Raw genomic sequence first — 16,571 nt, forward strand, 5'->3', positions numbered from 1 at the left:
TTGGAATATTAAGGTTAATTAATTAAAATAATCCAAAAAAAAAACGATCAATAAAAAAATAATCGCTGAATGAAATTCATTCAGCGAAATATGAGATTAATGAAAAATATGAATAATATATCAAAAGTTGTTGAATTTTGGTAGTGATTTAGGATAAAATATTATTTATAAACCCATGTTAGATATAACTTTAAATCATAATTAAGTTTTGGGTTGGGGGGGATAATAAGGAAATGTTAAGTTTAAGAGAAAATAAATTGCTTAGTTTAGTTATTTTAGGAAACGTTATAAATTCCAGTATATGTTGTTTTTTCATTGTATTTCTAGTAAAGGAAATAAAGGTTAATTTTTATATATTAAGTATAGTTATTATTTTACTTATAGCTTCCGCAATGCTACAAATTATTATGGTGAAAAAAGTTTATAATAATATAAAAAGAATAAAAGACAAAAGTAAAATGTTTGAACAAGCTTTAGAGGCATTACCTAACCCCGTTTTTATTCATAAAAAACTAAAGTTTATATATACAAATGGCGAAGGGGCAAAATTTTTTAATGTAAAAAATCCTGAACAAATTATTGGAAAATCAGTTAGCGATTTTGTAAAACTTAATGTAGATTTAATTGGAGATCAGCGTATAGATGATGTTTTAAATGAATCAAATTTTAAACCTTTAGTAGAAAATATAATCACAAAGGCAAATGGAGAGGTAGTGGAGGTAGAAACCTTTTCAAATCCTATAAATGTAGATGGAACAGTTGCTGTGCTAAACACTTTAAGAGATCTCACAGAGCACAAAAAACTTGAAAGATTAGAGAAAAAGGTGAACGAGGAAAAGAGGAAACTTAAGGAAGCAATAGAGATTGATAGGCTTAGAAGTGATTTTTTTGCTAACTTATCTCATGAATTAAGGACTCCCTTAACCATAATATTTGGAACTCTACAGCTAATAGAGAGAGAACAGAAAGAGATTTTAATTAAAGATGAATCTTTAAAAAAGAGAGTTAAAACTCTGAAACAAAATTGCTATAGACTTCTTAGACTAATAAATAATTTAATTGATATGACAAAAATAGATGCAGGGTATTTTACCGTAAGTCTCAAAAATCATGACATTATTCCTATAGTAGAAGATATTTCCCTATCGGTAGTGGAGTTTGCAGAAAATAAGGGGATTAAAATTCAATTTGATACAGAAATAGAAGAAAAAATTATTGCTTGTGATCCAGATAAAATAGAAAGAATTATGCTTAATTTACTTTCTAATGCCATTAAATTTACTAATCCAAATGGAAATATACAGATAAATGTTTATGATGGAGAGTCAGACATAAAGATTGTGGTAAAGGATGATGGAATAGGAATACCAAAGGAAAAGCTTGACTCTGTGTTTGGTAGGTTTATTCAAGTTGATAAGTCCCTTTGCAGGAATCATGAGGGCAGTGGACTTGGGTTATCTATAGCTAAGTCTTTTGTTGAAATGCATGGTGGTACCATAAAAGTAGAAAGTGAATATGGAAATGGCACCGAATTTATAATAATACTTCCTATTACTTTAGTAGAAGATAACATGGATGTTATAGATTATGAGGCTGTAGCAGAAAGCCATGTTCAAAGAGTTAATATAGAGTTTTCAGATATTTACTCCTAAATTTTTAAACGGAATATTAAGTCGTATTTTTTAGAAGAATGATGATAATATATAAGTTATACTGAAATGATAATCCTTTCTCTGAACTTGTGAAAGAATAAATAAGAGTTTTATGTAGTAAGAGTAAGCATAATATCTATAGAAGGTTATTGTACAAAAAGTGAAGATTATTTTATCTTCACTTTTTTTATGTTTTTATATCTCTTTATAAAAATCCATAACCACTTTATTTCTACCATCTTCTTTTGCTGCATATAGGTTTTTATCAGCACAGTTTATAAACGTGCTAGGTTCTATATTGTCAAACTTCTCTAAGTAACATATACCAAAGCTAGCGGTTATGTGGATAACATTTCCTTCAAAAACAAATTCATTTTTTTCAACTAATTTTCTCAGCTTTTCAGCCACTGCAAAGGCCTCTACACCTTTGGTATTTCTTAAGACTATTAAAAATTCTTCACCACCATATCGAGCAATCCAATCTGTGGTTTTTCTGATAGAATCAGATATAAGTTTTGAGAACTCTTTTAATATGAAGTCACCTGCAATATGACCATAAGTATCATTTATTTCTTTAAAATTGTCAATATCACTTAATATTATGGATAAAGGTTTTTTATTAATTAAGCCTTCCCCTATATCTAAGGACAAAGTAGAATCTATAAATCTTCTATTATAAACTTTAGTAAGAGAATCTGTTACTAATTCATCTGTGATACTTAAAAGTAAGCTATCTATAGATTCAGCAGGTGTATTTTCAGGCTTTATTGCAATATGTTCATGGGTAATATCTTTTAAAAGTTCAACTATGTAAGTTTTATCATCAAGGACTACTGGGCTAGCCGTAGTAAGAAAGACTTTATTATCTTTAGTTTCTATTTTCATGAAGGTATTATTTTCTTTTATAGCTTTAATGGATACGCAATTAGTGCATACATTATGTTTTTTCCAATAACAGTAACATGTGCTATTCAACCCCTCATCATCAGTAGCGGAAGTGGCAATAACCTGTTTTTTTTCAGGATCAATTACTCTTATTGTGTCGTATAAATTAGTAAAAATACTGAGTCTTTCTTTTATAGTCTCTAATACACTAATTTTAATCACATCCTTTTTATGTAAAATTGATTTATTATTATATATTAATTAAGTGATGGAAGCTTATAAGCAAGTGCTTAACTTTGATTAAGATTCTTTAGATAAATAAAATAAAGCTATGTCATAAAGGGCTTTATTTATAAAACATGTTGCTTATTATTTATAAGATTGATATAGAACAGCTTGAATCTATATTAAAAGGTCACAGCAAAGAAAATATAAGGAGCAAACTTAACTGTTTTATATCATATTTATTATAGCACAAGTATAATGCAAAACTAATAGAATTATTTTACTAATCTAAATGAACAACTCAAGCGTTAGTTTTCATGAAAAATGGTTTTGTGCATTGATTCTTTATTCGGAACAGGTAATTAAATTAGACTAATGTAGCAACTAATTATAATAAAATTCATGGATGAATTTTAAAAAGACATAACAATTATTAAGTGATTTGTAACACGGTTATTATCCACTAGGAGGATTAGAAGTTTTTAAGCAAAATATGTAACTGGGATCACATTAAATTAATTAAGCAGAAATGAAAATATGAATTAAATATAAAATAATAAAATTAGTTATAAATTTGATTCTAAACTGTGTACTAAAATAAAGGATTAAAGTATAATATCCAGCAGAGGGGTTGTTAAAATTACCTATAGTGAAATATAGTTTGTGATTTTTCAACTATAGTATTTTAATATAAATATTTTTATATGTATACTTATAAAATATGGAGGGATAAAATGACTAATATGTTTAATTCAATGATGATAAAAAATTGGAAGGCTAAAAACAGAATAGTGGTTCCGCCAATGGTGTGTTTTAGTTTTACAGGAGAAGATGGTTTTGCTACAGAAGATAATATTAATCACTATAAAGCTTTTGCTGAAGGTGGAGCAGGAGTTGTAGTATTAGAGGCTCACGCTGTAGAAAAAGATGGTAGATTATCGAGTGATCAAATGGGAATTTGGTCAGACGAGTTTATAGAGTGCTTAAAGCCAATTGCAGAAAATTTTCATAATAATGATGTAATTTCACTAGTTCAAATTCATCATGCTGGACTTAAAAGTCCTAAGAATGTGGTGGATTTACCTATAGCACCTTCAGATTATGATAAAGATGGAACTGTAGCAAGAGAGATGACTATGGATGAAATTAAAAGAGTTCAACAGAGTTTTCTTAAAGCTGCTTTAAGAGTAAAAAAAGCAGGGTTCCATGGAATAGAATTACATGGTGCTCATGGATATTTAATTGATCAATTTATGTCACCAATAACAAATAAAAGAAATGATGAATATGGTGGAACTATAGAAAATAGAATGAGGTTTGCTCTTGAGATTGTGGAAATGATAAAAGCAGAAGTTGGAGAAGATTTTATTCTAGGTTACAGAATGGGAGGTAACGCCCCAACACTTACTGAGGGAATTGAAATAGCTAAAGCACTTGAATCTAAAGGAGTAGACTTACTTCACGTATCTGCTGGAATTACAGGAGAAAGTATTCCAGAGCCACCAAAGGATTTTCCTTACAACTGGATAGTGTATTGTGGTACTGAAATTAAAAAAGAAGTTAAAATACCTGTAATTGTGGTAAATGGTATAAGAACGCCAGAACAGGCTGGTTACATTATAGAAAATAAGTTAGCTGATTTTGTAGCTGTAGGAAGAGGACATTTAGTTGATCCTAATTGGGTAAAAAAAGCTGAGAGTAGTATGACACCATCGCCATGCTTAAAGTGCCAAAAATGTCTATGGTTTAAGAATGGAAGGCATTGTCCGGGAAGAAAAGCAGTTTAATGGGGGAATTACAATGAATGGATTAAACTTAGGCATAGTAGCCGCTTTTGGTACTGCTCTATGCTGGACAGTTACTGCCGTTGCTTTTGAATCAGCAGGAAAAAAGGTTGGTTCCTTAGCGGTAAACTTAATTAGATTAGTAATTGCCTTTATATTGCTTTCTGTATTTAATTTGTTCACTAGAGGAATGATTTTACCCTTAGATGCTTCAGGAACTGCTTGGATTTGGTTGACTATTTCTGGGATTATAGGTTTTGTAATAGGAGATTTGTTCTTATTTCAAGCTTATGTGGAAATTGGCTCTCGTGTATCCATGTTAATTATGTCTTCAGTACCTCCTATAACTGCCTTGACAGGATTTATCTTAATGGGAGAAAAAATATCACTGCTTGGCCTTGTTGGAATGTTTATAACCATGGGAGGAATTATAGTAGTGATTTTTAGTAAAAACCCTGAGGATAAAAAAGTTAAATTTAACCATTCTGCTAAAGGGATGTTATATGCTTTTATTGGAGCTTTAGGACAGGCTTTTGGATTAGTTTTTAGTAAATTTGGAATGGGTTCTTACAATCCTTTTGCTGCAACTCAAATTAGAATTATAGCGGCTATTATTGGATTTTCTGCTGTTATAACAGTATGGAAAAGATGGGGTGAATTGAGAGTTGCCATAAAACATAAGGAAGCTATTAAGCGTATTTCTGTTGGTTCCTTCTTTGGACCATTTATAGGAGTTTCCTTATCTTTACTAGCAGTTCAATATGCACCAACGGGTATAGTGTCTACTATAACTTCAATAACTCCAATTCTAGTAATACCAGCAGCTATTTTCATCTTTAAGGAAAAAGTATTGCCAAGAGAAATTGCAGGAGCGGTTATATCTTTAGTCGGGGTATCCTTGTTATTCTTGTAGAGTAATAATGTAAATTAAATAATAAGCATTTATATAAATTAAGTACTTATGAGGCTATAGCAAAAATGTCCGCTTTTTAGCGGGCGTTTTTTATTATATAGGAATTCTAAACTTTTGAAAGTGAAGTGAAGGCTACTTAATGTATTTGAAAATTTCCATTGTTAATTCTAATTAGCTAGTTCATATTAACAACAAAGGAGTGATTTGTTGGATTTAAACAAGATATAAATCTTAAGAAATTTTTAAGATTTATAGTATAATTTTTTTAAGGAGTAACCTCTATAATTAATAGTGTAAAATGAAAAAATAGGAAATAAATTTATTAAATATTTTATGGTATTATATGGTTTTGTTGTAGGAGGGTTTTTAAGGTGAAAATACTATTAACTACTGATGCATTCTATCCAATGATAAATGGAGTTGTGATTTCCACAAATAATTTATATAAAGAACTTAAAGCTATGGGACATGATGTTAGAATTCTTACTTTATCTCACACAGGGGAAGAAAGAGTTGATGGAGACATATATTATTTAAAATCTTTTAAGATTAATGTTTATCCTGATGCAAGAATTAAAACACCTTTTCATTACAGTATTATAAAGGAAATTTTAAAATGGGAACCAGAGGTTATTCACTCTCAAACCGAATTTTCTACTATGTTGGTAGCAAAGCATATAGCTAGGAAATTAAACATTCCCCAAATTCATACTTACCATACTATGTATGAGGATTATTTAGGTTATATTTTAGGGGGAAAAGTATTAAGAAAAGGTGGAGCAGCGAAAGTTACAAGGTTTATATTGGATTCTGTGGATGAAGTTATAGCGCCTACAGACAAAACTAAGCAGGCGCTAATAGACTATGGGATTCACAGTACTATTAATATAATTCCCACTGGTATTGATTTAAGCAAATTTCAAAGAATAGTTACTGAAGAGGAAAAAGAAGAACTTCTTTTTAACTTGGGGCTAAACAAAGATAATAGAATTATGGCATATGTTGGGAGAATAGCTGAAGAGAAAAATATTGATGAAGTCATAGTTAACTTTGAACAAGTTCTAGAAAGAGTTCATAACGCAAAATTATTAATTTTAGGGGGAGGACCCCATCTTGAGGATTTGAAGGTGTTGGTAGCAGAAAAAGGACTTGTGGACTCTGTAATTTTTACAGGTATGGTAGACCCAACGGAAGTTTACAAGTATTATAAAATAGCAGATTTGTTTGTTACAGCTTCTACTAGCGAAACTCAGGGTCTAACCTATATTGAGGCCTTGAGCTGTGGATGCCCGGTAGTTTGTAGATATGATAAAGTTGTAGATGGGGTTATTGTTCAGGGAAGTAATGGTTTTTCCTATAAGAATTCTTGGGAATTTATGTTGTACTCCAGTGAAATTTTACTGAATAATGAGTTGAGAAAGGAATTAAGTTGTAAAGCATCTAGTGCTTCAAAGGAATATTCTAGTGAAACTTTTGCAAAAAGGGTTTTAGACTTGTATTATAAAGCATTAAACTATGGTGTTATTACCCAGAGACAAGCAAGAGCCTCAGGAGTTCATTACTAAGGAGATAGAAAGTTATGATAAAGAAGTTTAAGGATAATTTATTGCCGCTGATGCTAATGATTTTAATTCCTCTTACAAATATTTTTTATGGTCTTTTAAATAATTCTACTAGAGGAGTTTATTCTCTTGTCACTGACTTAGATAAAGCAATACCATTTTCAAAAGTGTTTATTATACCCTATATGTTATGGTATCCATTTATAGTGTTAACCTTAGTATATTTTTGCTTTTACTATAAAGATGCGTATTATAAAACCTTAAGTACCTTAGTTTTGGGTATGATTTTGTGCTACGGGGTATATTTTTTCTTTCAAACCACTGTACCAAGGCCAGAATTAATAGATGAGGATATTCTAACTAAGGTTGTTAGAATTGTCTATAATTCAGATAATCCGTATAATTGTTTTCCAAGCATACATGTTTTAACTAGTTATGCTATGATAATAGGTATGAGGAAGAGTGGTAGCAACAATCAGAAGGTAAAAAATGCTATAAGTGCAACAGCGTGGATTGTTATTTTGTCTACACTACTTGTAAAGCAACATGTTATTTTAGATGTAGTTTTTGGAGTTATGTTTGCTAAGTTAACCTATAAAATTATAGAAAAACTTAAGATTGAGAGGTGTATGTTATGGATAAAGAAACCATCTTGGTGGTGGACGATGAAAAGGAAATTAGAGACTTAGTTGGGATTTATCTAGCTAATGATAACTATAAAGTTTTAAAGGCCGGTAATGGAGTTGAGGCACTTAATCTACTGAATAAAGAGGAAGTAGATTTAATAATTCTTGATGTAATGATGCCTACTATGGATGGAATAGAGGCTTGTATGAAAATTAGAGAAGACAAGAACATGCCCATAATTATGCTCTCTGCAAAGTCAGAAGATATGGATAAGATTATGGGACTTACAACTGGGGCTGATGACTACGTGACAAAGCCTTTTAACCCACTTGAATTACTAGCAAGGGTAAAATCTCAGCTTCGCAGATATAAAAGACTTAATACAGCAATTGATAAAAAGGAAGAAATTATTGAAATAGAAGATTTGATCATTAACACTAATACTCATGAAGTTAGAGTAGGAGATAAGGAGATAAAACTAACCCCTAGGGAGTTTGAAATACTTTATCTTTTAGGTAAAAATAAGAACATAGTTTTTAGTATTGAAAAGATATACTCTATGGTATGGAAAGAGGAGTTTTATGAATCAGATAACACTGTGATGGTTCATATACGAAAAATAAGAGAAAAGATTGAAGATAATCCAAGAAAGCCAAGGTTTATAAAAACTGTATGGGGTGTTGGCTATAAAATAGAAAATTAATATTAAGCACTAAAGATAAAGGTAAATCAATTGTGAAAGGATGGACTAAAAAGGTGAAAATTAGATGTCCTAAGTTTATAAGAAAGTTGTTTTCCCCTATAACAAATTTATGGCATATGGCTTGGAGCAAGATTAGGAAGAGTATTAGGCTGGAACTGGTAACAATATTTGGAATATGCCTTTTGTTATCAACTATTGTTGGGAGTATAACAGATGATTTTTTTAGGGACAGAAGTAGATACGCTAGAATAGATTACACTGGTAGTACTGATAGAATTGTAAATCAAGCGAGTAATATAGTAGACCATATAACTAATCTAAAAATTAGTATAGGTGATAAGGTAGCAATAGAACAAGCACTGAGTAATTTTTCTCAAAATAGAAATTTAAAAACTATAATTTCTGATTTAGATGGAAAAGTTTTATATAAATCTAACAATGCCAATGAAACCCAAGTAGATATATATTCAACTATAAAGAATGCTATGGAAGGATCAAGGGATAGGGAAGAGGCTAGAGTAAGTGAGGGTAAGGAATATATAAGCTTTTATCCGATTAATTTTACTGACAGCAAGGGGTACGTAATTGTAAGCGGAATTCCTGAAGGACAAATAGTATATGAAATGAATTCTGACCCTATGTCTGGAGATATTGCAGCTTTATTAACCTTTCTCTTATCTTTTTATTTTATAACTAATAAAAAGATGAGATATGTGGAAGAAGTATCTCACGGACTAATTGAAATTTCTAAAGGAAACCTAGATCATAGAATTCAAATTGTTGGGGAAGATGAAGTTAGTTCTTTGGCAAATAATATAAATTTCATGGCTCAACAGTTAAAAAAAAGAATTGATAATGAAAGAAAAGCTGAGAGAACAAAGAGTGAATTAATAACAAATGTATCTCATGACCTTAGAACTCCACTAACCTCTATTAAAGGGTATCTAGGGCTTATAAAGGAAAATAAATATAAAGAAAAAGAACAGCTAGATGAATTTGTAAATATTGCCTACAATAAGACTGAAAAACTTGAAGTGCTAATAAATGATTTGTTTGAGTACACTAAGCTAAGTGGTAGTGAGGTGGGGATTGATAAGCAAAATATTGCATTAAATGGACTTCTTGATCAGCTTATTGACGAACTTAGTCCTATTAGTGAAGAAAGTGATGTTGTTATTACTGAAGAATTTATTAATGAAAAAGTAGTAGTTAATATTGATCCTGCAAAAACTGTAAGAGTATTTGAAAATCTACTAATAAATGCTATAAGGTATAGCATTAAGCCAGGAGAAATAAAAGTAATTCTTACTAAGGAAAGAGATGTGGCAGTGGTAAGTGTACAAAATAAGTGTGACAATTTAACTGAAGAAGATTTGGAGAAAATCTTCGATAGATTTTATAGGGCAGAAAAATCTAGGTCCTCAGATACAGGTGGAAGCGGTCTTGGACTTGCAATAGCAAAAAGTATTGTACAGCTTCAAGGAGGTTGGATTGAAGCAAAATATAAAAATGGCTATGTAAGTTTTAATGTAAGATTTAGAATAATCAATGATGAACAATAACAGAAGTCTTTTGACTTCTGTTTTTTTTGTCATAAAAGTTTAATACTGCTTATAAAATGTATTCAAGTTGAAATAACATAAAGGTTCTTATGAGTTTTATATAAAGCTGTTTTCCTCATTAGCTTGCTGTAAATCTAAATAGATATGTTATGTATAGTATGGATAGTATGATTTAGCAAATAATTTGGGGAAGTTTAAAATAGTAGTATTGTTACTAAAAATAATTAAGAAATAATTATTATATAATTTTCAATTCTACATAGGATTTATATTTAATATATATGTGATAGAATAAAATTAATAGTTATTAAATCAATTTAACAAAAAAGTTTAATTATAGATTAATTTATCTTATATCTTTTAAGTAGGTATAAAAAGAACAAGGTAAAAACTCATAAAATTAAATTTTACTAGTAAGTATAAACTTGTTTAAAGTATGTATGTTCTACTAATAAATACACCTTAGTAATTATGAAGAAAATTTTAAGGTCATCACGGGATTTAAAGTAGTCAACTTATTATTAATTCATTCTTAAAAGCTGTGTAGTTATGTTATAAATCATCTAGATTATAGCTAATCATAAATTTTAGGTGTGACCAATCTTGTATTTTAATTGTAAGGGTGAAAATTTTAGGTAGACATATATTTTTATATGGGAGAAGTATGGATATAAAAATTTTTAATAGTGTAGAACTCATTGACGAGGAATGGGAATGTATGGTTGAAAACCACCCATTTTTAAAAAGAAAATATTTAAGATTACTTGAGGAAACCAATCCCTGTGAGGCTAAATACTATTTAGTGACTGGGGAAGAAGGAAGGAAGTATTGTTTTGTTTCCTATAAATTAAAGCTTAATGTATTTACTTATAGTAAATTAAAGTTAGAAATACCTGTTACGGTAATCGGAATTCCTGCTTCAGTTTCAGCCCCAGGCTACTTTTGTGATGATGAAAAGGTTATTTTAAAGGTGCTGGAGGCTATAAAGGGAATGAAGATAATATTAAATAGTAGTGATAAGCTTCATAGCTTAAAAAGAGGACAAACTTTACCGGACTGTATTATGAACCTTCCATGGGTTAACTTTGGAGAGTATTTGAAATCCATGAAGGGTACCCATAGATATAGATATAATAAGGTTAAAAAACAAGGTAAAATTTTAAGGGTAGAAACTCTGGAGTACAACGAGGAATTTAGTGAGGAGCTTTACAGATTATATGAAAATGTGTATTTTAAATCTAACTTTAAGCTAGAAAAGCTTCCAATTCACTTTTTCAAGAAAAATGGAGCTGATACCACTGTATTCAGTTTAGGAGAAAAGCCTGTAGGTTTTGTTCAAACCTTTAAAGAAGAGGATGTTTTCTACTTTTTATTTGGAGGAATAAATTATGATTTAAATAAGGAGCATAGCTTATATTTTAATATGCTTTATCACATTATTTCCATGGCAATTAAAAGTGGTGCAAAGCAGGTAAAGATGGGACAAACTGCTGAAGATGCTAAGCTCAGGTTAGGATGCAGACTAGAGGAGAAGTATCTGTATGTTCATAGCTCTAGTAGATTATTAAATAGGGTGATTCAGCATGTTGTGCCTTTATTTAGTTACAGATACAACCTAGAGAACTATCATGTGTTTAAAGAGAATTCTGATTAACATAGATGAATAGAAATAGTTACTTTCATAGCAATTAAAATGTGATCTTAATTTTGTAAGAACTAAGGAATCCACAGTTACTTTAACAATGGAAGGGGATTATGATGAAAATTATAAATTGTAATAATAAAACACTGAAAAATCAAATGTTAGACTTTCGGAAAAGCCTATACAAAAATAATCCCTATTTTAAGAATTCAGAGCAGTTAACCTTAAAGGATATGCTGTTTAAGAAAACTACTTTTTCAAAAGGTGCTATGATTGAACCTCTATTAGTTGAAGAACATGGAGAAATTTACTCTTCAGCACTTTTAATTCATGAGAAAAACTTTTGTGAATATGTTCAAATTGCCTTCTTTGAATGTAAAGAGGGGTATGAAGAGGCGGGAAGGGTTTTAATAGATTATGCCATTGAAAAGGCAAGAGAAATGGATGTACCTAAGGTTCTTATTGGAATGAATGGTCATGTTAATTATGGACTTGGAATCTTAAGTAGTGATTTTCAAAGTCCTCAAAGTTTTGGATCTTCATATAATCCTGAGTTCTACTTAAAAATTTTTGAAGGTTACCCTCACAATAAAGTGGTTTTGACTTCCTTATTAAAGGATTTAAGTACCTTTAGCATGGAAAAAGTAGATAAAGTTCTTGAAAGAGTTAATCGAAACTATTCCTTTAGAATTATGAATATCAGTGATTTGAAAAATGAAATTGAAATATATACAAGGTTAAATAATGAGATTTTTAAGGAACATAAATTTTACTACCATAGGGAAAGTACTATGGATTTTGAGCTGTTTAAGGATTTATCCTATTTAATTAAAGGCGAGAATCTTATTTTTGCTTACAAAGATAAAGAGCCAATAGGATTCCTCTTATGGTATCCTGATTTCCATGAGCTTGTAGCTCCTTATAAATCCTTTGGAGTTTCAACGGTGCTAAAAAACAAGTTTATGTCGCATAGTATTGAGAAGGTTAAGATTGTGGAACTTGGAGTGCTTTCTAAATATAGAAATACTGGAGTTACCTTTGGGCTTTTGAAAAAATGTTATGAATTAACAAAAAATAGATATAAGTTATGCGAGTCAAGCTGGATACTGGATTATAATTTTCCTTCAGTAAACTGTGGGCTCACCTTTGACTTTCAGGAATATAAAAAATTCAATGTGTACGAGATACAGGTGGAAAGATGTAAAACTATTTCTAGGTAAGTCTTTAGCCTTTAGATGCAAATAAAATTTTCTCTATAGGCTTCTATGGCAAAATTCAATTTATTAAACTTCAAAAGTTTCAAGAGATTATTAATTGAATTTCTTATAAGTTAAACCATAGTTTAGAATTTTTATGAACAATTTTGGACGTGAGAGTTATTCCTGTATAAAATAAAGATATTTAAATATATGATTATGATTTTTTGTTAAGGAGTATTTACATGAAAATAATGCTTGTTAGAACTAGAGCTAAAAGTGCATATAATTTTCTTCAGCCAATTGTAGTGGAACCTTTAGAATTAGAGTATATGGCAACTATTTTGGAGAAAAGTGGGCTAAAATATTTTATTCAAGATGAAATAATAAGTAAAAAAAACACTCTCAATGTTTTCATTGAAGAGAAGCCACAGATTGTAATTATGTCTGGATATTTAAATAATGTAACTACTATCCTCGCTCATAGCATTGAAATGAAAAAAATAAATCCTGAAGTGTTAATCATTGTAGGTGGAGTTCATGCAGAAGTTAATTATAAAGACTTTTTTAGTGAAGGGGTAGATATAGTTTGTTATTCTGGTGGCTTCAAGCCCTTAGAAGCTCTTATAACCTATAAGTTTGACAAAAGTTTCTTCCAGAATATAAAAGGCATATGCTACAAAAGTTTCTATGATGAATGGATAACTAATGGAAGAGAGGTTTTTAGTCCGGAAGAATTGATGGCTCCCGATAGAAGTTTTTTTTATAAGAATAAAAAAAGCTTTAAATATTTAAATTTAGGAGCGTATGCCATGGTAAAAACCTCTTATGGATGTCCTTATGCTTGTAACTTTTGTTATTGTAGGCTTTTAAATGGGGGAGCTTATACTCAAAGAACCTTAGAAAGTGTAGTTGAGGAAATAAAAAATATTAATTGTAAAAATATTTGGATTATTGATGATACCTTTCTAATTTCTAGAAGGCGATTAATTGACTTTAATGAAATTTTAAAGAGTCATGATATTAAAAAGAACTTCATAGTATATTCAAGAGCAGATTTTATCGTTGAAAATAAGGATTTACTTTCAGTGATGAAGGAAATAGGCATAAAGCAAGTAATTGTAGGCTTAGAAGCCGTGGAGGACTTAACCCTTAAGGAATTCACTAAGGGTACGGATAGCAATGTAAATAAAAAATGTGTAGAACTTTTAAATGAAAGTGGAATTCAATGCGTGGGGTTATTTGTAACTCATATTGATTATAAGAAAGAAGATTTTAATAAGTTATATAAGTGGATTAAAAGTGTAGGGTTAAAGTTATGTACTTTTTCCATATATACGCCACTTCCAGGTACAGAGCTTTATGAAAAGCATAAACAGGAGTTGAGATTTAAAAACTATGACCACATGGATTTTCTTCATCTTTTAGTTAAGCCAAGAAATCTTAGTGTTAGTAAGTATTACTATTATTTTTATACTATGCAGCTAAAGATTTACTTGAACAGCTTAAAATTAATAATTTTAGGTAGGTGAAGGAATTCACAGCCATTAAGTGAAATAAGGTCAACCTAATAAATTAATTTAGTGATCAGATAGCAAAGATTAACAATATGGGAGGAATATGATGAGTATTTGGGATTTTTGGGCATCAAGGTATGAAAGGTTATGGGTTCAGAAGTATTCCTTAGGACCAACAAGAAAAGCAGTATTAAAGGAAATAAAAGATATTTTAAGCTATAAGGGAGAGAAAAATGGCCAATCTGAAGAAGGTAAAATGATAAACCTCTTGGATGTAGGCTGCGGAACGGGCCAACTCACTAGAGAAATATGGGAAAAGTTTAAGGGGGAGATTTCTTACCTAGAAGGTTTAGATTATTCAAAAGCTATGGTAGAAGAGGCAAGGAGAAACTCCATTACAATCAATTATACCAATTCTTCAATTGAAGGTTATAACGCTAAAAAGAAATTTAGTGTTATAACTTGCACCCATTCCTTTCCTTATTATAAAGATAAGAAGGGCACTATTGAAAAGTTCTATGATTTATTAGAAGAAGAAGGGTATGTACTTTTAGCCCAAGCCTCGGAAAAAAGCTTCTATGACAAAATAGCCATGTTTATTGTGAAGTTTACCACAACTAAAGCAAGTTATTTAAGTCCTAAAGAAATTAAAGAACTTACAAAGGGGCATTTCATTTTAGAAGAAGAAATTCTCATAAGAGAAAAACCATATATGCCGTCTATAGTTTTATTTAAGTTGAGGAGGAAGTAGCTTGAATATATTACTTATCAGACCAAAGCCACCTAAAGAAACTATAGGGCTGCAAAGTGTGATGATTTGTGAACCATTGGAATTAGAGTATTTGGTAGCAAATATAAGTCCTTTGGGACACAAAGTGGAAATTTTAGATATGATTTTAGAAAAAAGGCCTTTGGAGTATTATATTAAAAGTTGCAAGCCCGATATTGTGGGAATAACAGGGTACATTTCCCATGTAAATATAATTAAGAATTATGGAAAAGCAATAAAAGGAATATGTAAGGATATAAAGGTAGTAGTAGGTGGAGTTCATGCTGAGGTAGTACCAGAAGATTTTTTATATGAACATATTGACTATATAATTAGAGCTAATGGCATTGAAACCTTTATTAACATTATTGAGTTTTTAGATGAAGTTAAAGCAAAGGATAATTTATTAAAAAATAATATAAAGAAAAATAAAGGACAAGATATTAGAAATGAATTTATGGAAACTTTAAATGGAAAGTTTGAAGTGGAAGGGGAAAATGAAAAACAAAATGAGAACCAGGAAGGGTGCGTATATGGAGTAACTAACCTACCAGGGACTTATGGTGGTGAAGTTGTGCTGAAAGCTTTGGAGTTTAAGTGGAAACATCCAGATAGAAAAAGTGTAAGCAAATATAGGAACAAGTACTATTATATGTTTCATAATCCATGTGCTCTTATTAAAACCTCCTATGGATGTCCTTATAAGTGTAGCTTTTGTTTTTGCAGAAATATTACAGATGGGAAATATTTTGCTAGAGAGTTAGAGGATATCATGGAGGAACTTAAAGGCATTGAGGAAGAAGAAATTTATATTGTAGATGATGATTTTCTTTTCAATAGAGAAAGATTGCTTATGTTTGCACAATTGCTAAAGAGCTATGGTATTAAAAAAAGGTTTTTAGTCTATGGAAGGGCAGATTTTATAGCGCAAAATGAAGATGTAATTAGAGAACTCTCAGAAGTAGGGTTAAGAGCTTGCATTGTGGGGCTGGAGTCTGCTAGTGAAGAAGAATTATTGAAATATAATAAAAAGTCCCAAGTGGAATTTAATGAGAGGGCTGTAAAAATCCTTCAAAAGTATGGCATTGAGTGTTATGCAACTTTGATACTTGGAATTGACTGGGGAAAAGAAGACTTTTATAGATTATATCAGTGGGTAAGAAAGTTAAAAATAAGATTTGTGAACCTTCAGCCCTTTACCCCTCTTCCTGGGACTGAACTGTTTGAAGAATATAAAGATAAGTTAATTGTTAAAAGAGAAGAGCATGAAAAGTGGGATTTAGCCCATTTAACAGTAGAGCCTTCAAAAATGTCAATTAGAAGCTATTACTATAACATTATTAAGCTTTATTACAAAATTATTATGTCTCCTTCAAATATATTCTACATTGTTAGAAGGTATGGATTTTTTCAAAGCCTAAAGCTATCTTTTGGCAGTTCTAGTATATCTCTTCAATATTTTATAAAGATTGTTAGAGGAAAATAGCATAAAATTAAGTTCATATTGTAAATAAATAATTCAAACAATAAATAG

General features: G+C 30.3%; 13 protein-coding genes. 12 read left to right on the plus strand and 1 reads right to left on the minus strand.

The genetic code is table 11. The features are described 5' to 3' along the window. The first annotated feature begins 233 nt into the window (after window positions 1-233). On the plus strand, window positions 234-1,652 hold the full coding sequence (locus J2Z44_RS09345; protein WP_209649519.1) for a sensor histidine kinase: 1,419 nt from the start codon (window positions 234-236) through the stop codon (window positions 1,650-1,652). A 195-nt stretch (window positions 1,653-1,847) separates the two neighbouring features. Here the strand turns inward: J2Z44_RS09345 and J2Z44_RS09350 are convergent, their stop codons facing one another. Further along, on the minus strand, window positions 1,848-2,759 hold the full coding sequence (locus J2Z44_RS09350) for a GGDEF domain-containing protein (RefSeq protein ID WP_021284557.1): 912 nt from the start codon (window positions 2,757-2,759) through the stop codon (window positions 1,848-1,850). Between the two features lie 737 nt (window positions 2,760-3,496). Between J2Z44_RS09350 and J2Z44_RS09355 the strand changes: the two genes are divergently transcribed. The 11 genes from J2Z44_RS09355 (at window position 3,497) to J2Z44_RS09405 (ending at window position 16,523) form a co-directional block, all read left to right on the plus strand. Continuing rightward, entirely contained in the window at window positions 3,497-4,549 is a 1,053-nt protein-coding gene (locus J2Z44_RS09355; RefSeq protein WP_021284558.1) for an NADH:flavin oxidoreductase, read from the plus strand. Window positions 4,550-4,562: 13 nt separating this feature from the next. Continuing rightward, window positions 4,563-5,459, plus strand: coding sequence for a DMT family transporter (locus J2Z44_RS09360; RefSeq protein ID WP_021284559.1), 897 nt, complete (start codon window positions 4,563-4,565; stop codon window positions 5,457-5,459). Window positions 5,460-5,830: 371 nt separating this feature from the next. Further along, window positions 5,831-7,024 carry a glycosyltransferase family 4 protein gene (locus J2Z44_RS09365; RefSeq protein WP_021284560.1) on the plus strand — a complete coding sequence of 398 codons (1,194 nt, stop codon included), beginning with the start codon at window positions 5,831-5,833 and terminating at the stop codon, window positions 7,022-7,024. 14 nt (window positions 7,025-7,038) lie between these two features. After that, window positions 7,039-7,710 (plus strand): phosphatase PAP2 family protein, encoded by a 672-nt coding sequence (locus tag J2Z44_RS09370; protein ID WP_021284561.1) that lies wholly within the window; start codon window positions 7,039-7,041, stop codon window positions 7,708-7,710. Then, the gene (locus J2Z44_RS09375) at window positions 7,656-8,351 is read left to right on the plus strand and encodes a response regulator transcription factor (protein ID WP_021284562.1); all 696 of its coding nucleotides are present in this window, start codon (window positions 7,656-7,658) and stop codon (window positions 8,349-8,351) included. Before J2Z44_RS09370 ends, J2Z44_RS09375 begins: the two co-directional genes overlap by 55 nt. Before the next feature lie 53 nt (window positions 8,352-8,404). Next, complete coding sequence (locus tag J2Z44_RS09380) at window positions 8,405-9,913, plus strand: sensor histidine kinase (RefSeq protein WP_021284563.1); 1,509 nt, start codon at window positions 8,405-8,407, stop codon at window positions 9,911-9,913. Between the two features lie 664 nt (window positions 9,914-10,577). Beyond that, window positions 10,578-11,567, plus strand: coding sequence for a GNAT family N-acetyltransferase (locus tag J2Z44_RS09385; RefSeq protein WP_021284564.1), 990 nt, complete (start codon window positions 10,578-10,580; stop codon window positions 11,565-11,567). Between the two features lie 101 nt (window positions 11,568-11,668). Beyond that, window positions 11,669-12,775, plus strand: a complete 1,107-nt coding sequence (locus J2Z44_RS09390; RefSeq protein WP_152513278.1) for a GNAT family N-acetyltransferase — start codon at window positions 11,669-11,671, stop codon at window positions 12,773-12,775. A gap of 221 nt (window positions 12,776-12,996) precedes the next feature. Next, window positions 12,997-14,283, plus strand: a complete 1,287-nt coding sequence (locus J2Z44_RS09395) for a B12-binding domain-containing radical SAM protein (protein WP_021284566.1) — start codon at window positions 12,997-12,999, stop codon at window positions 14,281-14,283. A 91-nt stretch (window positions 14,284-14,374) separates the two neighbouring features. Continuing rightward, window positions 14,375-15,019, plus strand: coding sequence for a class I SAM-dependent methyltransferase (locus J2Z44_RS09400; RefSeq protein WP_021284567.1), 645 nt, complete (start codon window positions 14,375-14,377; stop codon window positions 15,017-15,019). A gap of 1 nt (window position 15,020) precedes the next feature. Continuing rightward, window positions 15,021-16,523, plus strand: coding sequence for a B12-binding domain-containing radical SAM protein (locus tag J2Z44_RS09405; RefSeq protein WP_342591496.1), 1,503 nt, complete (start codon window positions 15,021-15,023; stop codon window positions 16,521-16,523). The last annotated feature ends 48 nt before the right edge of the window (window positions 16,524-16,571 follow it).

The organism is Clostridium punense (assembly GCF_017874425.1).
In the GTDB taxonomy this organism is placed as follows: Bacteria; Bacillota; Clostridia; order Clostridiales; family Clostridiaceae; genus Clostridium_J; species Clostridium_J punense.